This window comes from Plantibacter cousiniae (nom. nud.), assembly GCF_977070315.1.
Window position 1 is genome coordinate 533,177 of the sequence record NZ_CDRVEU010000003.1, and the last position, 22,710, is coordinate 555,886.

20 protein-coding genes and 2 tRNA genes are annotated in these 22,710 nt (G+C 58.7%); 6 read left to right on the forward strand and 16 right to left on the reverse strand.

What is annotated here, in order from left to right:
* The first annotated feature begins 212 nt into the window (after positions 1-212).
* The 3 genes from ACW55A_RS09225 (at position 213) to ACW55A_RS09235 (ending at position 2,108) form a co-directional block, all read left to right on the forward strand.
* Positions 213-581 (forward strand): septal ring lytic transglycosylase RlpA family protein, encoded by a 369-nt coding sequence (locus ACW55A_RS09225; protein ID WP_003307318.1) that lies wholly within the window; start codon positions 213-215, stop codon positions 579-581.
* Between the two features lie 78 nt (positions 582-659).
* Complete coding sequence (locus tag ACW55A_RS09230) at positions 660-1,691, forward strand: calcium/sodium antiporter (protein ID WP_003431514.1); 1,032 nt, start codon at positions 660-662, stop codon at positions 1,689-1,691.
* 33 nt (positions 1,692-1,724) lie between these two features.
* The gene (locus ACW55A_RS09235) at positions 1,725-2,108 is read left to right on the forward strand and encodes a carboxymuconolactone decarboxylase family protein (RefSeq protein WP_455808418.1); all 384 of its coding nucleotides are present in this window, start codon (positions 1,725-1,727) and stop codon (positions 2,106-2,108) included.
* Here ACW55A_RS09235 and ACW55A_RS09240 read toward each other — a convergent pair.
* Positions 2,105-3,046, reverse strand: coding sequence for an AEC family transporter (locus tag ACW55A_RS09240; protein WP_103735816.1), 942 nt, complete (start codon positions 3,044-3,046; stop codon positions 2,105-2,107). The genes ACW55A_RS09235 and ACW55A_RS09240 overlap by 4 nt on opposite strands.
* 107 nt (positions 3,047-3,153) lie before the next feature.
* The gene (locus ACW55A_RS09245) at positions 3,154-4,737 is read right to left on the reverse strand and encodes an alkaline phosphatase D family protein (RefSeq protein WP_054082182.1); all 1,584 of its coding nucleotides are present in this window, start codon (positions 4,735-4,737) and stop codon (positions 3,154-3,156) included.
* Between the two features lie 157 nt (positions 4,738-4,894).
* Here ACW55A_RS09245 and ACW55A_RS09250 point away from each other — a divergent pair, with 157 nt between their 5' ends.
* From ACW55A_RS09250 to ACW55A_RS09260, 3 genes are all read left to right on the forward strand, one after another.
* Positions 4,895-5,911, forward strand: a complete 1,017-nt coding sequence (locus ACW55A_RS09250; protein ID WP_003431522.1) for a class I SAM-dependent rRNA methyltransferase — start codon at positions 4,895-4,897, stop codon at positions 5,909-5,911.
* Between the two features lie 78 nt (positions 5,912-5,989).
* Entirely contained in the window at positions 5,990-9,019 is a 3,030-nt protein-coding gene (locus ACW55A_RS09255; protein WP_498810876.1) for a DUF748 domain-containing protein, read from the forward strand.
* The gene (locus ACW55A_RS09260) at positions 9,016-9,354 is read left to right on the forward strand and encodes a DUF2845 domain-containing protein (RefSeq protein ID WP_003364124.1); all 339 of its coding nucleotides are present in this window, start codon (positions 9,016-9,018) and stop codon (positions 9,352-9,354) included. Before ACW55A_RS09255 ends, ACW55A_RS09260 begins: the two co-directional genes overlap by 4 nt.
* 150 nt (positions 9,355-9,504) lie before the next feature.
* Here the strand turns inward: ACW55A_RS09260 and ACW55A_RS09265 are convergent, their stop codons facing one another.
* The 14 genes from ACW55A_RS09265 to folP all read right to left on the reverse strand — a co-directional run bounded on the left by ACW55A_RS09265 (position 9,505) and on the right by folP (position 22,706).
* The gene (locus ACW55A_RS09265; protein WP_498810875.1) at positions 9,505-9,858 is read right to left on the reverse strand and encodes a BON domain-containing protein; all 354 of its coding nucleotides are present in this window, start codon (positions 9,856-9,858) and stop codon (positions 9,505-9,507) included.
* 288 nt (positions 9,859-10,146) lie between these two features.
* Positions 10,147-12,252, reverse strand: a complete 2,106-nt coding sequence (pnp, locus tag ACW55A_RS09270; protein ID WP_003431526.1) for a polyribonucleotide nucleotidyltransferase — start codon at positions 12,250-12,252, stop codon at positions 10,147-10,149.
* A gap of 175 nt (positions 12,253-12,427) precedes the next feature.
* Complete coding sequence (gene rpsO, locus ACW55A_RS09275) at positions 12,428-12,697, reverse strand: 30S ribosomal protein S15 (protein ID WP_002555121.1); 270 nt, start codon at positions 12,695-12,697, stop codon at positions 12,428-12,430.
* 159 nt (positions 12,698-12,856) lie between these two features.
* Positions 12,857-13,774 (reverse strand): tRNA pseudouridine(55) synthase TruB, encoded by a 918-nt coding sequence (gene truB, locus ACW55A_RS09280; RefSeq protein WP_003431529.1) that lies wholly within the window; start codon positions 13,772-13,774, stop codon positions 12,857-12,859.
* 3 nt (positions 13,775-13,777) lie between these two features.
* The gene (gene rbfA / locus ACW55A_RS09285) at positions 13,778-14,194 is read right to left on the reverse strand and encodes a 30S ribosome-binding factor RbfA (RefSeq protein ID WP_003364128.1); all 417 of its coding nucleotides are present in this window, start codon (positions 14,192-14,194) and stop codon (positions 13,778-13,780) included.
* Positions 14,195-14,353: 159 nt separating this feature from the next.
* Positions 14,354-16,879 (reverse strand): translation initiation factor IF-2, encoded by a 2,526-nt coding sequence (gene infB / locus ACW55A_RS09290; protein WP_003431531.1) that lies wholly within the window; start codon positions 16,877-16,879, stop codon positions 14,354-14,356.
* A gap of 27 nt (positions 16,880-16,906) precedes the next feature.
* Positions 16,907-18,388, reverse strand: a complete 1,482-nt coding sequence (nusA, locus tag ACW55A_RS09295) for a transcription termination factor NusA (protein ID WP_003364132.1) — start codon at positions 18,386-18,388, stop codon at positions 16,907-16,909.
* Between the two features lie 59 nt (positions 18,389-18,447).
* The gene (gene rimP, locus ACW55A_RS09300; protein WP_002555126.1) at positions 18,448-18,906 is read right to left on the reverse strand and encodes a ribosome maturation factor RimP; all 459 of its coding nucleotides are present in this window, start codon (positions 18,904-18,906) and stop codon (positions 18,448-18,450) included.
* 130 nt (positions 18,907-19,036) lie between these two features.
* Positions 19,037-19,113 (reverse strand) — tRNA-Met (locus tag ACW55A_RS09305).
* Between the two features lie 96 nt (positions 19,114-19,209).
* Positions 19,210-19,295: transfer RNA gene (locus ACW55A_RS09310), tRNA-Leu, on the reverse strand.
* 46 nt (positions 19,296-19,341) lie between these two features.
* Positions 19,342-19,722 carry a preprotein translocase subunit SecG gene (gene secG, locus ACW55A_RS09315; protein ID WP_003313628.1) on the reverse strand — a complete coding sequence of 127 codons (381 nt, stop codon included), beginning with the start codon at positions 19,720-19,722 and terminating at the stop codon, positions 19,342-19,344.
* 4 nt (positions 19,723-19,726) lie between these two features.
* Positions 19,727-20,482: a triose-phosphate isomerase gene (gene tpiA / locus ACW55A_RS09320; RefSeq protein ID WP_058398017.1), complete on the reverse strand. Its 756-nt coding sequence runs from the start codon at positions 20,480-20,482 to the stop codon at positions 19,727-19,729.
* 66 nt (positions 20,483-20,548) lie between these two features.
* Positions 20,549-21,892: a phosphoglucosamine mutase gene (gene glmM / locus ACW55A_RS09325; protein ID WP_003431534.1), complete on the reverse strand. Its 1,344-nt coding sequence runs from the start codon at positions 21,890-21,892 to the stop codon at positions 20,549-20,551.
* A gap of 16 nt (positions 21,893-21,908) precedes the next feature.
* Positions 21,909-22,706 carry a dihydropteroate synthase gene (gene folP / locus ACW55A_RS09330; RefSeq protein ID WP_499140265.1) on the reverse strand — a complete coding sequence of 266 codons (798 nt, stop codon included), beginning with the start codon at positions 22,704-22,706 and terminating at the stop codon, positions 21,909-21,911.
* Positions 22,707-22,710: the final 4 nt, after the last annotated feature.

The window sequence follows — 22,710 nt, forward strand, 5'->3', positions numbered from 1 at the left end:
CGGAGATCTTTATTCACCGCGATTGCGGTCAAAGACCCCGCCTTCTGGGCTCTTCATGACTTATGTATAACGCTGAGCGCTCCGCGTGGGAATGCAGTTCCGGACGCTCTGCGTCCGCTGTTGAGTACGCGGAACGTCACGAAACGCATGCCAGCATGGAGGATTGGCACGAGCGTCAACCACAACTACTCCGGCACTCAGGAACCCACCCCATGCGCCGCCTTATTTTTGCCTGCAGCCTGCTGACCTTACTGGCAGGGTGCGCCAATCACATCATCGACCCCCATGGTTACGACGAGACTGGCACCGCCGCCTATTACGGCGCCCGCCATCATGGCAACCGCACTGCCAGCGGCGAACCGTTCAATCAGAATGCGCTGACCGCTGCGCACCGACAACTGCCTTTCGGCACGCGCGTCAAGGTCACCAATCTGGACAACGACAGGTCGGTAGTCGTACGCGTCAACGATCGCGGCCCTCACACGCGCGGCCGTCTGATCGATGTCTCTCGCGAAGCGGCCGAACAACTGGGTATGCTGCGCAGCGGGACAGCGCCAGTCCGCGTGCAGGCCCTGGATTAACCCCAACCTCCGATCACCTCCGACAAGGACACTCGTATTCTCCAGCTATCGGCCCTGCCCGCCCCCGCGCTTATCCAAATGCTTAGTGGCTTGTTATTGCTGCTGATCGGGGCGGAACTGTCAGTGCGTGCAGCGGTACATCTGGCGGCGATTTTCAAGGTCCGGCCACTGATCGTCGGTCTGACCGTCGTGGCGATGGGCACCAGTGCGCCGCAGATGGCAGTCAGCCTGCAAGCCGCGTTTGCCGATAACACCGACATCGCCGTGGGCAGTGTCATCGGCGGCAACATTTTCAATGTACTGGTGATCCTTGGCCTCTGCGCGCTGATCATTCCGCTACGCGTTGCCCGTCAGGTACTGCACATCGATATTCCGTTGATGATCGGTGCCTGTCTGCTGGCTATCGGTCTTTCGTGGAACGGCGAATTCAGCAAACTGGACGGCGCACTGCTGCTTGCCGGGTTGCTGGCCTGCCTGATTATCATCATCCGTCAGGGTGGTCATGCGCCGCGCCACGGGCATGCCGAGACAGCCGAAAAACCTCGTACCTTCACACGCATGCTCATGCTTGCCACGGGCTTGCTGCTGCTGACCGCTGGCGGACACCTGCTGGTCGACGCTTCAGTGGTGATTGCCATCCACCTGGGGCTTTCCGAGCGCATCGTCGGCCTGACCATCATTGCCATCGGTACATCATTGCCGGCACTGATGACCTCGCTGATCGCAGCGTTCCGTGGTGAACGCGATATTGCCGTGGGTAACGTCATCGGCAGCAACCTGTTCAACCTGCTGGGCGTACTGGGGCTGACCGCACTGATCGCCCCGGTGCCGCTGACGATCTCGCCAAATGCGCTGGTGTTCGACCTGCCGATCATGCTCGGCGTCTCGCTGTTGTGCGTGCCGCTGTTCTATTCCGGATACCGGATAGACCGTCTGGAAGGCCTGTTTCTGCTGTCGTTGTACCTGACCTACGGGCTGCATATCCTGTCGATCAGCACCGGCATGGCGCTGGCCGAACGGCTTGAAAGCAAAATGCTCACGCTGGTGTTGCCTGTGCTGGGTGCCGTGGTTGTCTGGGGCACGATCCGCGCGTGGCGACGCCAGCACTGACCTCCAACCCGCATCGATACAAGGAGCAAGGCCATGACAGACAAAACGATCAGCGATGGCGAACAGATCCGTCGCCAGGTGATGGGCGATGTCTTCGTCGACCGTGCGCTGGGGAACGCCACCGATTTCAGCCAGCCGCTGCAGGATTTCGTCAACGAGCACGCGTGGGGCAGCGTCTGGAGTCGCGAAGGTCTGCCGCTGAAAACCCGCAGCCTGATCACCCTGGCCGCCCTCACCGCCCTGAAATGCCCGCAAGAACTGAAGGGCCACGTTCGTGGCGCACTGAACAATCGCTGCACGGTCGAGGAGATTCGCGAAGCCCTGCTGCACTGCGCGGTGTACGCCGGCGTGCCAGCGGCCATCGATGCGTTTCGGGCGGCCCAGGAAGTGATCGACAGCTACGTCAAAACCGATTAGATCCAGCCGCCCCATTGCAGGATGAAAACCCCCACGTTGGTCGTGACCGCGGCAGCCAGCGTGGTGATGACGATGATCGCAGCGGCCAGCTCGTAATTGCCGTTGGCCGTGCGCGCCATGATGTAGCTGGCAGCCGCTGTCGGGCTGCCGAAATACAGGAACAGAATCCCCAGTTCAGCGCCGCGAAAACCGGCCAGCCAGGCGGCCAGCGTGCACAGCACTGGCAGCGTGATCATCTTCATGACGCTGGCGCTGACAGCCAGTTTTCCACTCTTGCGCAACGACGCCAGCGACAGCGTGCCACCGATGCAGATCAGTGCCAGCGGCAGGGTCATCTGGGCAAGATAGCTGCCGGAGGTTTCCAGCCATTTGGGCAAGCCGATGGCGAAGTAAGCGAAGGGCGAGGCGATGATCACACTGATGATCAGCGGGTTGGCCAGCACGCTTTTGAAGATGCTCCAGGGGTCGGACTTGATCACCGGGCTGTAAACCGCCAATACCACCGTCGATAACGTGTTGTAAAAGACAATGACCAGTGCGGCGAGAATCGCGCCCAGTGAAATGCCATCAGGCCCGTACATGCTGGCCGCCAGGGCCAGACCGATGACCCCGTTATTGCCACGGAACGCGCCCTGGACGTAGATCCCGCGCTCTTCGTACGGGCAACGCCAGATCGCCCATCCCCAGGCGAACGCGAAACTCAGGAGCGTCGCAACGCTGAAAAAAATCAGCAGTTTGGGCTGCAATGCGGTGCGCAGGTCGGCGTGAATAATGCCCAGAAACAGCAGCGCAGGCATGGTGACGTTGAACACCAGCCCGGAAGCCGCAACGATGAAACCATCATTGATCGCGCCGATACGCCGGAGGAACACGCCCAGAAACAGCATGGCAAACACCGGGGCGGTGATGTTCAGGGTTTCGAGAAAAATAGCCAGCATGCAACGCATCCGGTCCCGTCGTTAGGTAGCTCATGATAGGCCACCGACGACAAGCATGTTGCACGGAATTTCCGAAGCCCTGATCAACCCGCCACAGCGGTTGTTTATCAGACGATGCGGCTGACTGCCTTCTCAGGCTGGAGCCTGCGCTCGAAGACCGAGACCCCGTCGAGATCGCGCAGCGTCACGGTCATCTCACCGGTCTGTCCGTCGATATTCACTTCACCAAAGAACTGAAAACCCGCAAATGGCGAGGTGTTCTGCGCAGGAGGCGCCTTCTGGAACACCAGCTCGGGGCCAAAGGTCTTGTCCAGCACATTGGGACCATAGCTACCGGCATTCAACGGCCCTGCGACGAACTCCCAAAACGGGTCGAAGTCCTGAAACACGGCCAGATCCGGCTGGTAATGATGCGCAGCGCAGTAATGCACGTCGGCCGTCAGCCAGACACAATCGCGAATCTTCTGCGCGCGCAGGTACGCCAGCAATTCGGCGACCTCCAGCTCGCGCCCCGACGCCGGCCCGTCATTGCCGTTGGCGATGGCCTCCCAACGCTGTACGCCGGGGCTGACCTCACCATCCGGAACGCCCAGGCCGATGGGCATGTCCGCCGCGATGACTTTCCACTGCGCGCGCGACGCATTGAGCTCGCGCTTGAGCCAGTCCAGTTGCTCACGGCCCAGAAACGCAGTGGTCGGACCCGGTTTGTCAGCCAGGTTGGCATCGTTGCCGGCGCGATAGCTGCGCATGTCGAGGACGAAGACGTCGAGCATCGGACCGTAAGGGATCTTGCGATAAATGCGTCCGCCGTTGTCGGCTTCCTGCAAGCGTAATGGCGCGTATTCCAGATAAGCCTGGCGGGCACGCGAGGACAGCAGGCTGATGTCCTTGACCTTGTAGCGATCATCGAGCTGTTTGCTGGGCGACCAGTTGTTGGTGACTTCGTGATCATCCCACTGCCAGATCTGCGGTACTTCGGCGTTGAAGCGACGCAGGTTTTCATCCATCAGGTTGTAGCGGTAATTGCCCCGGTATTCGTCGAGGGTCTCCGCCACCTTGCTCTTCGCCTCGGTGGTGATGTTGCGCCAGATACGCCCGTCCTCCGTGGTGAGCTGCTCCGGCACCGGGCTGTCGGCGTAGATGGTGTCACCGCTGTGGATAAAAAAGTCCGGCAAGCGCAAACGCATGGCTTCATAAATACGCATGCCGCCAATATCGGGGTTGATGCCAAAGCCCTGCCCGACCGTGTCGCCGCTCCAGACGAAGCGGATGTCGCGGCGCTGCTGCGGTGTGCTGCGCAAATGGCCGAACCACGGTTCACTGACGACACCGCTCTGCGCATCCTCGAAAGACACCCGGTAGAAAATCGCCTGATCGACCGGCAGCCCGCTCAACTCGACCCGCGCGGTAAAGTCGCTACGCTGATCGGCCAGCGCCGACACCACGCGGCGTGGCTGGGTGAACATGCTGCGCGTGTCCCACTCGACGACCATGCGCGAAGGCCGGTCGCTTCGGCTCCAGACGATCGCCTTGTCGCCGAACACATCGCCGGACTGCACGCCATCCATCATCTTCGGACGATCCTGCACCGAGGCGATGACCGCCGGTGCAACACCCGGTAACAGCAGACCGGCACCTACCGTTCCAACGGCCTGGATGACACGGCGACGCTTGAGATCGAACTGGCTCACGGTTATCCCCTCGCTGACAGGCAAAAAAGCACCGTAGCAGGGGAATATTGGCGCTGTATGACAACGCAGGAGATCAAGCGCACGGCAGACTTCAAAAACCCCCGGCGTCCGGTAACTGGTAAACTCCCGCGCCTTATTCCAGCCCGAGGCGCTCAGCATGTCTTCCTTGAATCAGGCGCTCAGCGTCGCCCTCGATAATCGCCAGGCGTTGCTTGACCAATTGCATGGGCAGGGGACGGACTGCTATCGACTGTTTCACGGCAGCCAGGAGGGCGCCAGCGGGCTGACCATCGACCGCTACGGCCCGCAATTGCTGGTGCAGAGCTTTCATACCCGCCTGGATCGCGATGCCCTGCTGGCGCTGCATGAACAGGCCAACACGCGTCTGGGCCTGGATACCCTGCTGGTCTATAACGATCGCTCGCAAGGCAACTCGCGCGTGGATCGCCATGACACCGTGTACAAGGCTGAAGAAGCGGCTCTGGCCGATCATGTCGGCCACGAATGGGGGCTCAATTACCGGGTCCGCGGCCGGCATGCAGGCCAGGACCCGCTGTTGTTTCTCGACCTGCGCAACGCCCGCGGCTGGGTCAAGCAGCACAGCGCCGGGAAAAGCGTGCTGAATCTGTTCGCCTACACCTGCGGCGTCGGCCTCAGTGCTGCGGCCGGTGGCGCGAGTGAAGTGTGCAATCTGGATTTCGCCGAAGGCAATCTGGCGGTGGGTCGCGAGAATGGCGCGCTCAATCCGCAACTGCCGCCGATGCAATTCATCCAGTCGGATTATTTTCCGGCAATCCGTCAGTTGGCCGGGCTGCCCATTGCCGCACGCCGCAGCCAGCAATTGCCCAGCTACGTGAAACTGCAACAGCGCCAATATGATCTGGTCCTGCTTGATCCACCCGCCTGGGCCAAGAGCGCGTTCGGCACCGTTGACCTGCTGCGCGACTATCAAAGCCTGCTCAAACCTGCGCTGTTGACCACGGCAGACGATGGCGTGCTGATCTGCTGCAACAATCTGGCGAAAGTCAGCATGCAGGACTGGCGTGAACAGGTACTGCGCTGTGCCACCAAGGCCGGGCGTCCGGTGCGCGACTGCCAGGAGATGCGTCCCGCTGCAGACTTCCCGTCTCAGGACAATCAACCGCCGCTGAAAACGCTGATTCTGCAACTCTGATCCGGCGCTTGATAGCCTAACGTACAACCGGAAAGTTCCTACAAGCCGCGACGGCAGTGCCTTCGGAACCGAACAGGCATGCCATACTCCAAGGGCTTCCAAAAGAGAGAGACGCCGCTGCCCATGTCCAGAGGATTGAAACGCACACTTGGCTCCCTGCTGGCTGTGATCGCGCTCTACAGTTTGCTGGGTTTTTTCATTCTTCCCGGCGTCGCTCTGCGGATCGCGAACCAGCAACTGGCCAATTACGCCACAGTGCCGGCAAAGCTCGAACGCCTGGAATTCAACCCCTTCACGCTGGAGCTGACGCTCTGGGGCCTGAACATCGGCACGCCAGGCAAGGAGCAGGTGGCGTTTGAAAAGCTTTATGCCAATCTGCAAATCAACAGCCTTTGGACGCGGGCCCTGCATCTGCAACGCGTCGAGCTGATCAAACCACGCACCGAGTTGCTGTTCGACAAACAGGGCAAGCTCAATCTGGCACAGCTGTTCAAGCTGCCCGCCAGCGAACCGACACAGGACGAACCCGCCACCAAGCCATTCCCGCTGCGTATCGACGAAATCAAACTGGCGGGAGGCTACGTTCACTTCCAGGACCTGCGCCCCAGCCAACCCATCGAGTTTCTCTACGACGCGCTGGATTTCGAGCTCAAGAACCTCAGCACACTGCCTGAAGACAATGCCGACATGACCCTGGTCGCGGCGGGTCCGGACGGTGGGCAGATCGACTGGGTCGGCCGCATCAGCCTGATCCCGATCACCTCCGAAGGCACGCTGAAGGTCACCGACAGCAAGATGAAACTATGGTGGCCTTACGTACGTGATGCCTTGCCGCTGGCGCTTGAGGACGGCGTGCTGAATTTCAGCACGGCCTACACACTGAACCTGTCCAAGAAGACCGAGCTCAAGTTGACCAACGTCTCGGCCAGTATCGCGCCTTTCGCGCTCAACGCTCCCGACGGTCGCCCGTTGGTACGCCTGCAACGCCTGGACGTCAGCGAAACATCGGTCGACCTCGCAAAGCAGCTGGTTACCGTAGGCAAGGTCCGCAGCCAGAAGCTGGAAACCTGGGCCGCACGTGAAACCGACGGGCAACTGGACTGGCAAAAGCTGTTTGCCAGCCAACCTGGCGAGCCCGCAGCAACGCACACGCCAGCGGTGGACGAAAAAGCCGCCGAGCAGGCGCCTGCCACCGAGGCCTCAGCCAAAGCCAGCGATCAACCCGTGGCGCAGAGCAAACCCTGGCAAGTCCTGTTGCGGGATGTGCAGTTGCGCAACTACATGGTCCATCTGGCAGATCGCGTACCTCAAGAGCCGGTCGCGCTGGACGTTGGCCCACTGAATCTGGACATCCAGAACTTCGACAGCCTGAACAAGGCGCCCTTCACGCTCAAGCTGGATACCGGGCTGGGCAAACAGGGCAATCTCACTGCCGCCGGTGACGTGAACCTCAACCCGGTCAGCGCACGACTCAACGTAACCACCCGCGACATCGACCTGCGCCTCGCTCAGGCCTACATCAGCCCGTTCATTCGTCTGGAGCTGCGCAGTGGCATGCTCGGCAGCGATCTGGCGGTCGACCTGAAAAGCACCGAGCCACTGGCGTTCAGCGTCACCGGTAAAGCACAGGTCAATCAGTTGCACACGCTGGATACGCTCAAGCAGCGCGACTTCCTGAAGTGGCAGCAATTGGCGCTGGAGGGGTTGGACTACCAGCACGGCAAGGGCCTGTCGATTGCCAAAGTGAACATGGATCAGCCCTACGCGCGCTTCATGATCAATGAGGACCGGACCACCAACATCGATGATCTCTTGATCCCGCAACCAGCCGATGCGGCTGCCGGCAAGACCGACAGCCAGCCAAAGGCAGCCAGAACGCAAGCGGCAGGCAAGAAGGAAAACCCGCTGGCGATCTACGTGGGTGAAGTGAATATCAACGATGGCTCGGCAAACTTTGCCGACATGACCCTGACCCCCAACTTCGCCACCGCGGTGCAGCAGCTCAACGGTCGTATCGGCACCATCGACAATCGCAAGCCTACACCGGCCCCCGTGAATATCGAGGGCAAGGTCGATCGCTATGCGCCGGTCACCATCAAGGGCAGCCTCACCCCGTTCGACCCGATGGCCAGTCTGGATATCACCACCAGCTTCAAGCGCGTCGAGCTGACCAACCTCACCCCCTACTCCGGCAAGTTCGCAGGTTTCCGGATCCGCAAGGGCCGGCTCAATCTCGACCTGCACTACCTGATTACCAAGGGCCAGCTCAAGGCCCAGAACAAGGTGCTGGTGGAGCAGCTACAGCTGGGTGAACGGGTCGACAGCCCGGATGCGCTGGACCTGCCTATTCGTCTGGCGGTCGCGCTGCTCAAGGATACCCAGGGGCGCATTTCCCTGGAGCTGCCCATCGAAGGCGACTTGAACAACCCGCAGTTCAGCGTCATGCCGATTGTCTGGCAGACCCTGCGTAACCTGGTGCTGCGTGCAGCACAGGCCCCGTTCAAGATGCTCGGCGGGCTGGTTGCCGGTGGAAGCTCCGAGGACCTCGGCAGCGTAAGTTTCGCGCCAGGCTCCAGTGACTTGTCGGCAGAGGCGCAAAAGGCCCTGGACAAGCTCTCGGTGGCGCTCAAGGAACGTCCGGACCTGAAGCTGGAGATCGAAGGCACCAGCGCCGCCAGCAGTGACGGTCCATTGATCGCTCAGCAAAGACTGGAACGCGAATACCAGTATACGTACTACAAGATCCTCCAGCGGCGCGGCGACAAGGTTCCAGCCAGGGCCGGTTTGATAGAGGTCCCGGAAGAGGAAAAGGCGCCTATGCTCGAAGGTATCTACAGGACACGCCTGAAACAGCAACCACCCGCTGAGTGGGCCAGTCTGGGCAAGGAGCAACGTGCTGCCCAGATGCGTGCCGCCGTACTCAAGTTCTGGAGCAGCAATGAGGTGCTGCTGCGCGAACTGGGCAAGAGCAGAGCCAGCAGCATCAAGGATTACCTGGTGGACAAGGGCAAGCTAGAAGACGCTCGCGTGTACTTCGTCGACGCGCAACTGGGTCAGGCCCAACCGGATGGTAAAGTCATCAGCCCCCTCCACCTTGACAGCGAATGAAGCCATTGGCACACACCCGAATCAAACGGCTGATCAACCTGACCCTCGCCGCCATGGCCGGGTCAGTTGTCGCATCAGCGTATGCCACCTCGACCCTGCGTTGCGGCAGCCAGCTGGTCAGCACCGGCGACCGGACGTTCGAGGTCCAGCAGAAATGCGGCGAACCGGTCAGCCAGGAAGTACTCGGCACTCGGGAAACCTTTAGTAGTAATTATCGAAGGTCAGAAGCCGTGAAGATCGAGGAATGGATCTACGGTCCTGATAACGGCATGTATCAGTACCTGCGCTTTGAAGGCGGTCGCCTGGTAGGCATCGAGAGCAAACGCCGCAACTGATCCCCCGGCTCCCCCTCCCTTCATGTGTTTCGTAGCGCCCATAGAAAAGGCCCCGACTCTTCAGTCGGGGCCTTTAATGGCTACATCCTTGTAGCCTCGCATGAACCTTCCATCAATCAATGACTGCGGGTGTTCATGAGCAGTATTCGATTACTCGGATTTCAGGCCAGCAGCCGATACGTCTTTAACACCTTTGATTTTCTTGGTGATAGCGACGGCAGTGTTTTTCTGAGCTTCGGTAACTTTTACCATGGAGGACAGGGAAACCACACCTTTGTTGGTCTCAACCTTGATGTCCGAACCTGGGATGCCTTTTTCAGTCAGCAGATCAGCTTTGACTTTGGTGGTGATCCAGGTGTCAGAAGTGTCTTCTTTGACTTCTTGAGTAGTGGTGTTAGCTGCCAGAACCATTGGCGCTTGAGCCGAGGTCTGTGCGAAAGCAGCGTTGGCCATGGTCAGAGTCAGGGCAGTAGCGGTAGCAGCGGCAATAGCGAACTTCTTCATACGATAACTCCTGTTTTTCTCAAAATCTGCACCAGCATGTGGTGGCAGGGTTAACAGGTATATCGCAAGCGGTGTGCCAAAAATGAGACAGGCAAAATAACCTTTAAAATCAATTACTTATGTTTTTCTTTATTTTGCTGAGTCGTGCAGATTGCCCGTTCGCCCAAACCCGGGCTTGCAAGATGCATGTTTGTACCGAGCAGTTTGCATGCTCCATGTGTAAGCCTCTAATTGCGCTCATAAAAAAAGGACTCCGAAGAGTCCTTTTTCATCTGCTACTCAGATCAATCAGACGCCCGACGCTTTCGCTGCGGCTACGTCCTTGATCGACAGCTTGATACGGCCGCGGTTATCCACGTCCAGTACCAGTACTTCGACTTCCTGACCTTCCTTGAGGATATCGGTCACTTTCTCTACGCGAGCATCGCTCAGCATCGAGATGTGAACCAGACCATCCTTGCCCGGCAGGATGTTGACGAATGCGCCGAAATCGACGATGCGCTCAACCTTACCGACGTAGATCTTGCCGATTTCCGCTTCTGCGGTGATACCCAGAACGCGCTGACGTGCTGCCTCAGCCGCTTCCTTGGACTCGCCGAAGATCTTGATCGAGCCGTCGTCTTCGATGTCGATCGAAGCCTTGGTCTCTTCGCAGATGGCACGGATGGTTGCGCCACCCTTGCCGATCACGTCACGGATCTTGTCGGTGTCGATCTTCATCGCGATCATCGTCGGAGCGTTGGCCGACAGTTCGTTACGCGACTGACCGATGATCTGGTTCATCTGACCGAGGATGTTCAGGCGAGCTTCCAGGGCCTGGCCCAGGGCGATCTCCATGATTTCTTCGGTGATGCCTTTGATCTTGATGTCCATCTGCAGCGCGGTAACACCTTTGGAGGTACCGGCTACCTTGAAGTCCATGTCGCCCAGGTGGTCTTCGTCACCCAGGATGTCGGTCAGAATGGCGAACTTCTCGCCTTCCTTGACCAGGCCCATGGCGATACCGGCAACCGGCGCCTTCATCGGCACACCAGCGTCCATCAGAGCCAGGGAAGCACCACAGACCGAAGCCATGGAGCTGGAGCCGTTGGACTCGGTGATTTCCGACACAACACGGATGGTGTACGGGAACACGTCTGCGCCTGGCAGCATGGCCTGGACACTGCGACGGGCCAGACGGCCGTGACCGATTTCACGACGACCTGCGCCGCCCATGCGGCCACACTCGCCCACCGAGAACGGAGGGAAGTTGTAGTGCAGCATGAAGGGGTCTTTTTTCTCGCCTTCGAGCGTATCGAGCAGCTGTGCGTCACGGGCAGTACCCAGCGTGGCAACAACCAGCGCCTGAGTTTCGCCACGGGTGAACAGTGCCGAACCGTGGGTCTTTGGCAGAACACCGACTTCGATGTTCAGAGGACGTACGGTGCGCGTGTCACGGCCATCGATACGCGGCTTGCCGTTAACGATGTTTTCGCGAACGGTGCGGTATTCGATTTCACCGAAAGCGGCTTTGACTTCGCTGGCAGACGGGCTGCCTTCTTCCACAGCCAGTTTGGCAACAATCTGATCTTTCAGCTCGCCCAGACGCGCATAACGGTCGGCTTTGACGGTGATGGTGTAAGCCTGGGAGATCGCTTCGCCGAACTCGGAGCGGATAGCGCTCAGCAGTTCAGTCGCTTCAGGCTTAGGCTGCCAGGCCCAGGTAGGCTTGGCGGCTTCGGCTGCAAGTTCCTTGATGGCGTTGATCACGACCTGGAACTCGTCATGCGCGAACAGCACAGCGCCCAGCATCTGGTCTTCGGTCAGCTCTTTGGCTTCCGATTCAACCATCAGGACGGCTTCGGAAGTACCGGCAACGACCATGTCCAGGCTCGAAGCCTGCAGTTGCTCGTAAGTCGGGTTCAACAGGTAGCCGGTGCTTTCGTGGAAAGCAACGCGGGCAGCACCAACCGGACCGTCAAACGGGATGCCGGAGATGGCCAGGGCAGCCGAAGTACCGATCATCGCAGCGATGTCCGGATCGGTTTTCTTGCTGGTGGAGACGACGGTGCAGACAACCTGCACTTCGTTCATGAAGCCTTCTGGAAACAACGGGCGGATCGGGCGGTCGATCAGGCGCGAAGTCAGGGTTTCTTTCTCGGAAGGACGGCCTTCACGCTTGAAGAAACCGCCAGGGATCTTGCCGGCAGCGTAGGTTTTTTCCTGATAGTGCACGGACAGAGGGAAGAAGCCTTTGCCAGCGTCAGCCTGTTTGGCGCCGACCACAGTCACGAGTACGCTGACGTCGTCGTCAACGGTGACCAATACTGCACCAGAGGCTTGACGGGCGATACGGCCTGTCTCGAGGGTTACGGTCGATTGACCGAACTGAAACTTTTTGATTACCGGGTTCACGGTTTCCTACCTTTCTTTGTGGCTCTTGGGGAACTGGTTTCTTGCGAATTCTTGGGCAGCGTGGGGAATCGGCCCCTTCCACAGCCCAGATAAAACTTGAGGCTGGGAGCCTGCCAGAACCACCGGGCAAACCCGACGGATCGTGACAGACAACCAACCTCTAGCAACGTCGTTATTAGCGACGCAGACCCAGACGACCGATCAGGGCGCTGTAACGGCTAACGTCCTTACCTTTCAGGTAATCCAGCAGCTTGCGACGCTGGTTTACCATACGGATCAGACCACGACGCGAGTGGTGGTCCTTACCGTTGGCCTTGAAGTGGCCTTGCAGTTTGTTGATGTTGGCGGTCAGCAGTGCAACTTGCACTTCTGGCGAACCAGTGTCACCAACAGCTTGCTGGTAGTCGGTTACGATCTGAGCTTTTTCTTCAACGCTGAGTGCCATGTGGGCAATCCTTTTGTGCAAGGAAGCGCTTCCGGAGAAACGTTTCCAACAGGCCGAGGACAGATCCTCGTATTAAAAAATGAGGTATGACCGTGCCTGTTGACAGCCATCCTCGTTCCACCCCACTCGCCGGCAAGCCGACGCCTGGGCTGGTTTCGGTCACTCTGACCGAATCAAGCGACGCGGCGCAATGCGCCCGTCTTCGGCGACTTCACCGATACCGATGAAGCGACCTTCGTGATCCTGCACGCGAACCATACCGAATTTCGGTGCGTCCGGCGCGCGTACTGGCTGACCATGCAACCAGTAAAACGAACTGTGTTCCGAAAACTTCAACAGCGGCCAGTCCAGCAGACCGCTGTCCGATGGCATCAGGAAACGGTCGACCGCTTCATTGCCGCCATCGGCATGCACCTGCTCGAGCTCTTCCAGCGTCACTGTCTGAGCCAGCGTAAAAGGCCCGGCCTGGGTACGGCGCAATTCTGCGACATAAGCACCACAACCGAGCTTCTCACCAATATCCTCGACCAGCGTGCGAATATAGGTGCCTTTGCTGCAATCGACGGACAGACGTGCTGTGTCGCCTTCGCAATCAAGTAATTCCAGGCGCGTAATAGTAACAGAACGGGGCTCGCGCTCCACTACTTCCCCTGCACGCGCCAGCTTGTAAAGTGGCTGGCCATCGCGCTTGAGGGCCGAGTACATGGGAGGTATCTGGCTGATTTGTCCCCGAAAATGCGGCAGAGCCGCTTCGATATCGTCGCGACCAACGGTCACCGGACGCGTGAGCAAAACCTCGCCTTCAGAATCGGCAGTGGTCGTGGTCTTGCCCAGTTGCGCCAGGGTCTCGTAGGACTTGTCCGAATCGAGCAGGTACTGAGAGAACTTGGTCGCTTCACCAAAACACAACGGCAGAACACCCGTTGCCAGAGGATCAAGGCTGCCGGTATGCCCGGCTTTCTCGGCATTGAGCAGCCAGCGAACCTTTTGCAGAGCGGCGTTGGACGTGAAACCCAGTGGCTTGTCGAGCAGGATGATCCCGCTGACATTGCGGCGTATACGCTTGACCTGAGCCACTCTTTATTCCTCGGTACTTTCAGGCTTTGCATCCGTCGATGCGGGACCTTCCTGATGCTGACCGTCTTCTGCAACGGCACGCTCGATCAGTGCCGAGAGATGCGCGCCACGCACGACGCTTTCGTCATAGTGGAAGTGCAGTTGCGGTACGCTGCGCAGCTTCATTTCGCGGGCCAACTGCATCCGCAGGAAGCCTGCGGCAGCGTTGAGCACCTTGATGGTCTGCGCGATTTCTTCCGCGCTGTCCTGGCCCATGACGGTCATGAAAATCTTCGCATGACCCACGTCACGGCTGACGTCTACGGCGGTGATGGTGACCAGACCCACACGCGGGTCCTTGATTTCGCGACGGATCAGCTGCGCCAGTTCGCGCTGCATCTGATCGCCGATACGTTGGGTACGGCTGTATTCTTTTGCCATGCTTGTTACCTGTTACTGATCCGGGACCAAACCCTGACAGTCTGAAAGCGGCAAACGCCCGGCCTGACAATTGCCAGACCGGGCGTTGCGTTTAGAGCCCATGGGGAAAGCAGGGCATTTGCATGCGAGGCTCCCACCATGACTCCTGAAGCTCGCGATTTAGAGGCTGCGAGCCACTTGGACCTTCTCGAAGACTTCGATCTTGTCACCAACCTTGACGTCGTTGTAGCTCTTGACGCCGATACCGCATTCCATGCCTGCACGTACTTCGGCAGCGTCGTCCTTGAAGCGGCGCAGGGATTCCAGCTCGCCTTCAAAGATAACGATGTCTTCGCGCAGAACACGAATCGGACGGTTACGGTAGACAGTGCCTTCCAGAACCATACACCCTGCGATCGCGCCGAATTTCGGCGAACGGAACACATCGCGGACTTCGGCGATACCCAGGATATTCTCCCGGACGTCGCTGCCAAGCATGCCGGTAAGGGCTTTCTTGACGTCTTCGATGATGTCGTAGATCACGTTGTAGTAACGCATGTCCAGACCTTCCTGCTCGACGATCTTGCGCGCGCCAGCATCGGCACGCACGTTGAAGCCAAACAGTACAGCGTTGGAGGCCAGTGCCAGGTTGGCGTCGCTCTCGGTGATACCACCGACACCGCCACCCACTACGCGCACTTGCACTTCGTCGTTACCCAGGCCGCCAAGGGCGCCCTGCAATGCTTCCAGAGAACCGCGGACGTCGGACTTGAGGACGATGTTAAGCGTCTTCTTCTCTTCCTGACCCATGTTCTCGAAAATGTTCTCCAGCTTGCCGGCATGAGCGCGAGCCAGTTTGACCTCGCGGAACTTGCCCTGGCGGAACAGTGCGACTTCACGGGCTTTCTTCTCGTCAGCCAGCACCGACATTTCGTCGCCAGCATCCGGAGTACCGTCAAGACCAAGGATTTCGACCGGAATCGAAGGACCTGCTTCTTTGACCGGCTTGCCGTTCTCGTCGAGCATGGCGCGGATGCGGCCGAAGTTCGAACCGACCAGCACCATGTCGCCCTGACGCAGCGTACCGTCCTGAACCAGAACAGTAGCGACCGGACCACGGCCCTTGTCCAGACGGGACTCGACAACAACACCACGACCTGGAGCCGACGGGGTTGCCTTGAGTTCCAGGACTTCGGCCTGCAGCAGAACAGCTTCCAGCAGCTCGTCGACGCCAGTACCCATCTTCGCGGAGACCGAAACGAAAGGCGTATCACCGCCCCACTCTTCGGACGTCACGCCATGGACCGACAGCTCGCTGCGGATACGATCAAGGTCAGCACCAGGCTTGTCGATCTTGTTCACCGCAACAACCAGCGGAACGCCAGCCGCAACAGCATGCTGAACAGCTTCGATGGTCTGAGGCATCACGCCGTCGTCAGCTGCAACCACCAGAATCACGATATCCGTTGCCTTGGCACCACGAGCACGCATGGCGGTAAACGCGGCGTGACCAGGGGTGTCGAGGAACGTGACCATACCGCGTTCGGTTTCAACGTGGTAGGCACCGATGTGCTGGGTGATGCCGCCGGCTTCGCCAGCTGCAACCTTGGCGCGACGGATGTAGTCGAGCAGCGAGGTCTTACCGTGGTCGACGTGGCCCATTACGGTCACAACCGGTGCACGGGAGAACGACTCACCTTCGAACTTCAGCGATTCGGCCAGGGAATCTTCCAGGGCGTTGTCGCTGACCAGCGTGACCTTGTGGCCCAGCTCTTCGGCGATCAACTGGGCAGTTTCCTGATCCAGTACCTGATTGATGGTCACCGGGGTGCCCATCTTGAACATGAACTTGATGACTTCCGCAGCCTTGACCGACATCTGTGCCGACAATTCGCCGACAGTGATGGTCTCGCCAATGGCAACGTCACGGATGACCGGGCCGGTAGGGCTCTGGAAACCGTGAGCATTGCGCTTCTTCAGCTTGGACTTGCCACGGCCACCGCGACGGAAGCTGTCGCTTTCTTCGTCGGTAGTGCGAGGAGCAACGCGAGGGGCCGGAGCCTTCTCCTTGACCGAAGCGCGATGCGGAGCGTTTTTACGCTCGCCGTCGCCGCCACGGGCGTTGCGGTCGTCAGCACGAGGCTTGTCAGGGCGACGTTGTTCGTCACGCTTGCGAGCATCGGCAGAAGGCGCTGCGCTGGCCGGTGCCGGAGCAGCGGCTGGCGATGCTTCACGCACAGGCTCGGCGGCAACAACAGGCTCGGCAGCAGCCGAAGCGGGCTGGCTTGCAGCAGGCTGATTGCGCGCATCTTCTTCAGCGCGACGCTTGGCTTCTTCTTCAGCCTTTTGACGAGCGGCATTTTCTACCGCACGGCGTTCGTCCATCTCGCGCTTGCGCTCGGCTTCGATCTCTTCCGGGCTACGCTGCACAAAGACTTTCTTCTTGCGCACTTCAACGCTGATGCTCTTGCTGCCAGCAACGCGCAGGGTGCTGGTGGTCTTGCGCTGCAAGGTAATCTTGCGAGGCTCTTCCACCTTGGCCTTGTGACCGCTTTTCAGGTGCGTCAACAAGGCTTGTTTTTCGTTATCGGTCACAACTTGCTCGGCGGCGGTGTGCGGCAGACCTGCCTCACGCATCTGCTGTAACAGGCGCTCTACCGGTGTGTCGACCACTTTGGCCAGTTCTTTCACCGTGACTTGCGTCATGCACTTCTCTCCTCAGGCCGCGCCCAATTACTCGAACCAGTGGGCTCGGGCGGCCATGATCAACTTGCCGGCACGATCATCGTCAATGCCGTCGATGTCGAGCAGGTCATCTATAGACTGCTCGGCCAGGTCTTCGCGGGTAATTACGCCGCGCACCGCCAGTTCCATCGCCAAATCCTTGTCCATACCCTCAAGCGAGAGCAGGTCTTCGGCCGGATGGGCGTCTGCCAGCTTTTCCTCTGTAGCGATGGCTTTAGTCAACAAACAATCCTTGGCACGAGCGCGAAGCTCGTTGACGATTTCTTCGTCAAAGCCGTCGATGTTGAGCATTTCTTCCAACGGTACGTAGGCAATCTCTTCCAGGCTGGTGAAGCCTTCATCAACCAGCACCTGCGCCAATTCTTCCTCGACTTGGAGTTCTTCGATGAAATTGCGCAGGATGTCACCGGTTTCAGCTTGCTGCTTGGCCTGGATGTCCGATTCGGTCATTACGTTCAGGGTCCAGCCAGTCAACTGGCTCGCCAGACGCACGTTCTGACCGCCACGACCAATAGCCTGGGCCAGGTTGTCCGCTCCCACTGCGATGTCCATTGCATGCGCGTCTTCATCTACGATGATTGCCGCTACTTCTGCAGGAGACATTGCATTGATCACGAACTGCGCCGGGTTATCGTCCCAAAGAACGATATCCACACGCTCGCCACCCAGCTCGCCGGAAACAGCCTGAACTCGCGAACCGCGCATGCCGATACAGGCACCTTGCGGATCGATTCGTTTATCCTTGGAGCGAACAGCGATTTTCGCACGAGAACCCGGGTCACGGGAGGCAGCCATCACCTCGATGAGACCTTCGGCAATTTCCGGAACTTCAATGCGGAAAAGCTCGATCAGCATCTCTGGCGCAGTACGCGACAGAATCAGCTGAGGACCACGGTTTTCAGTACGAATTTCCTTCAGCAAAGCACGGACGCGAACACCGACCCGGAAAGTTTCCCGGGAAATGATGTCTTCACGAGCCAGCAAGGCTTCGGCATTGTTACCCAGGTCAACGATGACATTGTCACGTGTAACCTTTTTAACAGTACCAGAAATGATTTCACCCAGACGCTCACGGTAGGCATCGACCACCTGAGCACGCTCGGCTTCGCGAACTTTCTGCACAATGACTTGCTTGGCGGTCTGCGCAGCAATACGACCGAATTCGATGGATTCGATTTTTTCTTCGATCAGGTCGCCGGCAACAGCACCCGGCTTTTTCGCCTGGGCCTGATCCACAGCAAATTCGTGCGCAGGATCGTCCAGATCTTCGTCTTCGACAACTGTCCAGCGACGGAAAGTCTCGTAGTTGCCTGTCTGGCGATTGATCTCTACGCGCAGTTCTACTTCATCTTCAAAACGTTTCTTGGTAGCGGTGGCAAGAGCCAGCTCCAGCGCTTCAAAAATTACACTTGCCGGAACGCCCTTTTCATTGGACACCGACTCAACAACCAGCAGTACTTCTTTGCTCATCGTACGCCTCGCCTTTCGCAAGCCATTGGATCCGCGGGATCCGCAGTAACCGGCACGTCTCAGTCAAACGTGGGAATAATGTTGGCCTTGTCGATCATGTCGATCGGCAACAGGAACTCATGGTCTTCAACCTGCACCACGACATCCTGCTCCTCCACCCCGCGGAGAAGGCCTTGAAAGTTGCGTCGACCTTCGAAAGGTGAACGCAGCTTTATTTTCACTTGTTCCCCGGCGTACGAAGCAAACTGCTCAATAGTGAACAGCGGGCGCTCCATGCCAGGAGAAGATACTTCAAGGGTGTACTCGGTGCTGATTGGATCTTCTACGTCCAACACACCGCTGATCTGGCGACTGACGATTGCGCAGTCGTCGACCAGAACGCCCCCTTCCTTGTCGATATAAATGCGCAGCACCGAATGCTTGCCCTGGGAACTGAAATCAATTCCCCAGCACTGATAGCCAAGGGCCACGACCACTGGGGCCAACAAGTCCTGCAACTGTTCTAGCTTGCTCGACACCTGAACCCCCTCGTGCATGCTTTAGAAATAAAAAAATGGGCAAAAGCCCATCCCTGAAAACGCCGCTGAACATCGACGTCATGTACTGTCCAGCTAACAAAAAGCCCCTTAAAAGGGGCTCCGCTAAAACTGGTTGCGGGGGCTGGATTTGAACCAACGACCTTCGGGTTATGAGCCCGACGAGCTACCAAACTGCTCCACCCCGCGACAAAGCTGGGGCGGAAGTATACGACCGATCCATTGCTGGGTCAATCCAACATCCACCTACAAGAAAGCCCGCTAGTGCGGGTTCTCCTGATTAATTGGTACCGAGAAGGGGACTCGAACCCCTACACCCTATGGGCACAACCACCTCAAGGTTGCGTGTCTACCAATTCCACCACCTCGGCATTACAACTCTTTTTGGCGACCTCACGAACATCGCCGAATTCTTTCTTACTTCTTCTCTGGGGCTTGAGGTACGTCAGCTGGAACAGCGGCTGGCTTTTGCCCTTCGAGAACCGGTACATCATCTGCTGCCGGTTTTTGCTTCACTTCCAGTACTGCGGGGTCTGGCAAACCTACTTGAGTGAGCTGTTGAGCTTTCTCTTTAGCAAAGTAACCTAACCCCAAGCTGGTTATGAAAAAACATGCGGCGAGTATAGCAGTAAACTTACTGAGAAAGGTAGAGGTTCCTTGACCCCCGAAGACAGTATTTGATGCACCTGCTCCGAACGACGCGCCTGCGTCAGCACCTTTACCCTGCTGCAGCAATACCAGAGCGACAACGCCCAGAGCGCCCAACAGGTGAAAAACGATTACGACTGTTTCCAGCATTTTTTCAGTTTCCCGCGGCGCGACAGATCGCACCGAACTCATCTGCATTCAGGGAAGCTCCACCAATGAGCCCCCCATCGATATCCGGCATGCTGAAGAGCTCGACCGCATTGGCCGCCTTCACGCTGCCGCCATAGAGAAGTCGCACGCCTTGTGCGACTTCGGCATTCTCTTTTGCCAGTTGCGCACGGATGGCTGCGTGCACTTCCTGCGCTTCCTGAGGCGAAGCAGTCAATCCGGTGCCAATGGCCCAGACCGGCTCGTAGGCAATGACAGCATTGACCAGTGCATTGACACCAAACTCGGCGATGACACTGTCCAGCTGACGACCTACCACTTCGAGCGTTTGCCCCGCCTTGCGCTCTTCAAGCGTTTCACCTACGCAGAGCACAGGTGTCAGACCTTTCGCCTGGATCGCCGCAAACTTCTTGTTCAAGACATCATCCCGTTCGCCAATCAACTGACGACGCTCGGAGTGCCCGACAAGTACCAGCTTGCAACCTGCATCAGCCAGCTGACTCGATGCAACCTCACCTGTCAGCGCGCCTTGCTCAGCCTGAATGGCTGCATCCTGCGCACCAACGATGATCGATGTTGCCTTAAGCCCCTCGATCACCTGATGGGTAAACAGACTGGCAGGCATCACGGCGATATCGACGCTGCCTGGCAACGACTGCTTGCACAAACCCTCGATCAGCTCAGCGACGCTGGCGCGGGTACCGTGCATTTTCCAGTTACCAGCTACCATTGGGCGACGCATGCTACACCTCGTGGGTCAAAGTGGGCGCAGATGTTACCCAACAGTTCCGACACTGGCAAGCCGAAATCAGGCGCAAACTTCAGTAACCAGTTTTGCGAGTTCTTCGGCGTACGCCCTGACCTGCGTTTCGTCCTCGCCTTCGACCATCACGCGCACCAGCGGCTCGGTACCCGATTTGCGCAGCAGCACCCTGCCACGCCCGGCCATCTGCTCGGTGACGCGGGCGCAGGCTTCCTGGACCGACGGATGCGAAACCGGGTCTACACCCGACCCGGCGAAGCGCACGTTGATCAAGATCTGCGGGCATTTGCGCAATTTCAGACGCGCTTCGGCCAGACTTACACCACTGCGGCGCAGAGCCAATATCACCTGCAATGAGGCGATAATCGCATCACCGGTGGTGGCGTGCTGGAAACAGACGATATGACCGGAGTTTTCACCGCCGATCTGCCAGTTGCGCTCGAGCAACTCGGCGATCACATAACGGTCACCGACATTGGCCCGAACAAAGGGAATACCTTGTTCAGCCAGGGCCAGTTCAAGCCCCAGGTTGCTCATCAATGTGCCCACTACGCCGCCCTGCAAGCGTCCCCGCTCGTGCAGGTCGCGGGCGATGATGTAAAGCAATTCATCACCATCGACGATGGTCCCGGTGTGATCGACCATCAACACGCGGTCGCCATCACCGTCGAAACCGATGCCCATGTCCGCATGCTCGGCAAGCACGGCCGCCTGCAGGGCTTCCATATGCGTGGAGCCACAGGCCTTGTTGATGTTGAGCCCGTCAGGCTGCGCGGAAAGCACCACTACCTGCGCGCCCAGTTCACGAAATACGTTGGGTGCCACCTTGTAGGTCGCACCGTGGGCGCAGTCGATGACGACCTTGAGGCCGGCGAAATCGGTGCTGGTAGGCACGCTGCTTTTGCAGAATTCGATGTAACGCCCGGCAGCATCGTTGATCCGCGAGACCTTGCCGAGGTTCTCGGACTCGGCCACGGTCATCGGCGCGTCGAGTAACTCTTCGATCATCATCTCGATCTCGTCAGGCAGCTTGGTGCCCTGACCGGAGAAGAACTTGATGCCGTTGTCGTAGTGCGGGTTATGCGAGGCGCTGATGACGATGCCAGCCTCGGCATGGAAGGTACGTGTCAGGTAGGCGATGGCCGGTGTCGGCATCGGCCCCAGCAAGAGAACGTCAGCACCCGCAGCGGAGAGACCAGCCTCGAGAGCGGACTCGAACATGTAGCCGGAGATGCGCGTGTCTTTGCCGACGAGAATCCGGCAGGCGCCCATCTTGCGGAAAGCCATGCCTGCCGCCCAGCCCAGTTTCAGCATGAACTCGGGCGTGATCGGAAATTGCCCTACGCGACCGCGAATGCCGTCGGTTCCGAAATATTTTCTGGTAGTCATGGATGCCCCACTGTTGTTATTCAGCTGCTTCGACAGCTGCGATCATGCGCACCACGTCAGCCGTTTCGGCGACATCATGCACACGCAGAATTCTTGCCCCCTTGGCCATCGCCAGAACCGCCAGGGCGAGCCCGCCGGACAGACGCTGGTCGACGGGACGCCCCAGCACAGCACCGATCATGCTCTTGCGCGAAACACCCACCAGCAAAGGGCGGCCGAGCGCATGCAGCGCTTCCATATGCTTGAACAGGCTCAGATTGTGCTCCAGTGTCTTGGCAAAGCCAAAGCCCGGATCAAGAATGATCTGCTGCTGACCGATTCCCGCCGCAACACATTGTTTCATCCGCTCAGCCAGGAAGGCACAAACCTCGCCCACCAGGTCTTCGTAGTGCGGATCATTCTGCATGGTTCCGGGCTCGCCGAGCATGTGCATGAGACAGACCGGCAAACCGGTGCTTGCGGCCGCCTCAAGCGCGCCAGGGCGCTGCAGCGAGCGAACGTCGTTGATGAGCCCGGCACCCAGCCCAGCCGTAGCCAGCATGACCTCAGGCGTGGAGGTGTCCACAGAGATGATCACATCCAGCTCGCGCGCGATGACCTCGACCACCGGAGCCACACGCTCCACCTCTTCCGACGCAGAGACAGCACGCGCACCCGGCCGGGTTGACTCGCCACCGACATCGATAAGCGTGGCGCCGGCCTGCACCATTGCCTCGGCATGACGCAACGCAGCATCGCGCTGGCTGTAGCGGCCACCATCGGAAAATGAGTCTGGGGTTGCGTTGAGGATACCCATTACATGCGTATGGGCCAAATCA

Excerpts from the sequence above, each read along its gene's own strand:
- ACW55A_RS09250 (WP_003431522.1), top strand. The coding sequence starts at position 4,895 with ATGTCTTCCTTGAATCAGGCGCTCAGCGTCGCCCTCGATAATCGCCAG.
- infB (WP_003431531.1), bottom strand. The coding sequence starts at position 16,879 with ATGACGCAAGTCACGGTGAAAGAACTGGCCAAAGTGGTCGACACACCG.
- ACW55A_RS09255 (WP_498810876.1), top strand. The coding sequence starts at position 5,990 with ATGCCATACTCCAAGGGCTTCCAAAAGAGAGAGACGCCGCTGCCCATG.
- rbfA (WP_003364128.1), bottom strand. The coding sequence starts at position 14,194 with ATGGCAAAAGAATACAGCCGTACCCAACGTATCGGCGATCAGATGCAG.
- ACW55A_RS09265 (WP_498810875.1), bottom strand. The coding sequence starts at position 9,858 with ATGAAGAAGTTCGCTATTGCCGCTGCTACCGCTACTGCCCTGACTCTG.
- nusA (WP_003364132.1), bottom strand. The coding sequence starts at position 18,388 with ATGAGCAAAGAAGTACTGCTGGTTGTTGAGTCGGTGTCCAATGAAAAG.
- tpiA (WP_058398017.1), bottom strand. The coding sequence starts at position 20,482 with ATGCGTCGCCCAATGGTAGCTGGTAACTGGAAAATGCACGGTACCCGC.
- ACW55A_RS09230 (WP_003431514.1), top strand. The coding sequence starts at position 660 with ATGCTTAGTGGCTTGTTATTGCTGCTGATCGGGGCGGAACTGTCAGTG.
- rpsO (WP_002555121.1), bottom strand. The coding sequence starts at position 12,697 with ATGGCACTCAGCGTTGAAGAAAAAGCTCAGATCGTAACCGACTACCAG.
- ACW55A_RS09260 (WP_003364124.1), top strand. The coding sequence starts at position 9,016 with ATGAAGCCATTGGCACACACCCGAATCAAACGGCTGATCAACCTGACC.
- glmM (WP_003431534.1), bottom strand. The coding sequence starts at position 21,892 with ATGACTACCAGAAAATATTTCGGAACCGACGGCATTCGCGGTCGCGTA.
- secG (WP_003313628.1), bottom strand. The coding sequence starts at position 19,722 with ATGCTGGAAACAGTCGTAATCGTTTTTCACCTGTTGGGCGCTCTGGGC.
- ACW55A_RS09240 (WP_103735816.1), bottom strand. The coding sequence starts at position 3,046 with ATGCTGGCTATTTTTCTCGAAACCCTGAACATCACCGCCCCGGTGTTT.
- ACW55A_RS09225 (WP_003307318.1), top strand. The coding sequence starts at position 213 with ATGCGCCGCCTTATTTTTGCCTGCAGCCTGCTGACCTTACTGGCAGGG.
- ACW55A_RS09235 (WP_455808418.1), top strand. The coding sequence starts at position 1,725 with ATGACAGACAAAACGATCAGCGATGGCGAACAGATCCGTCGCCAGGTG.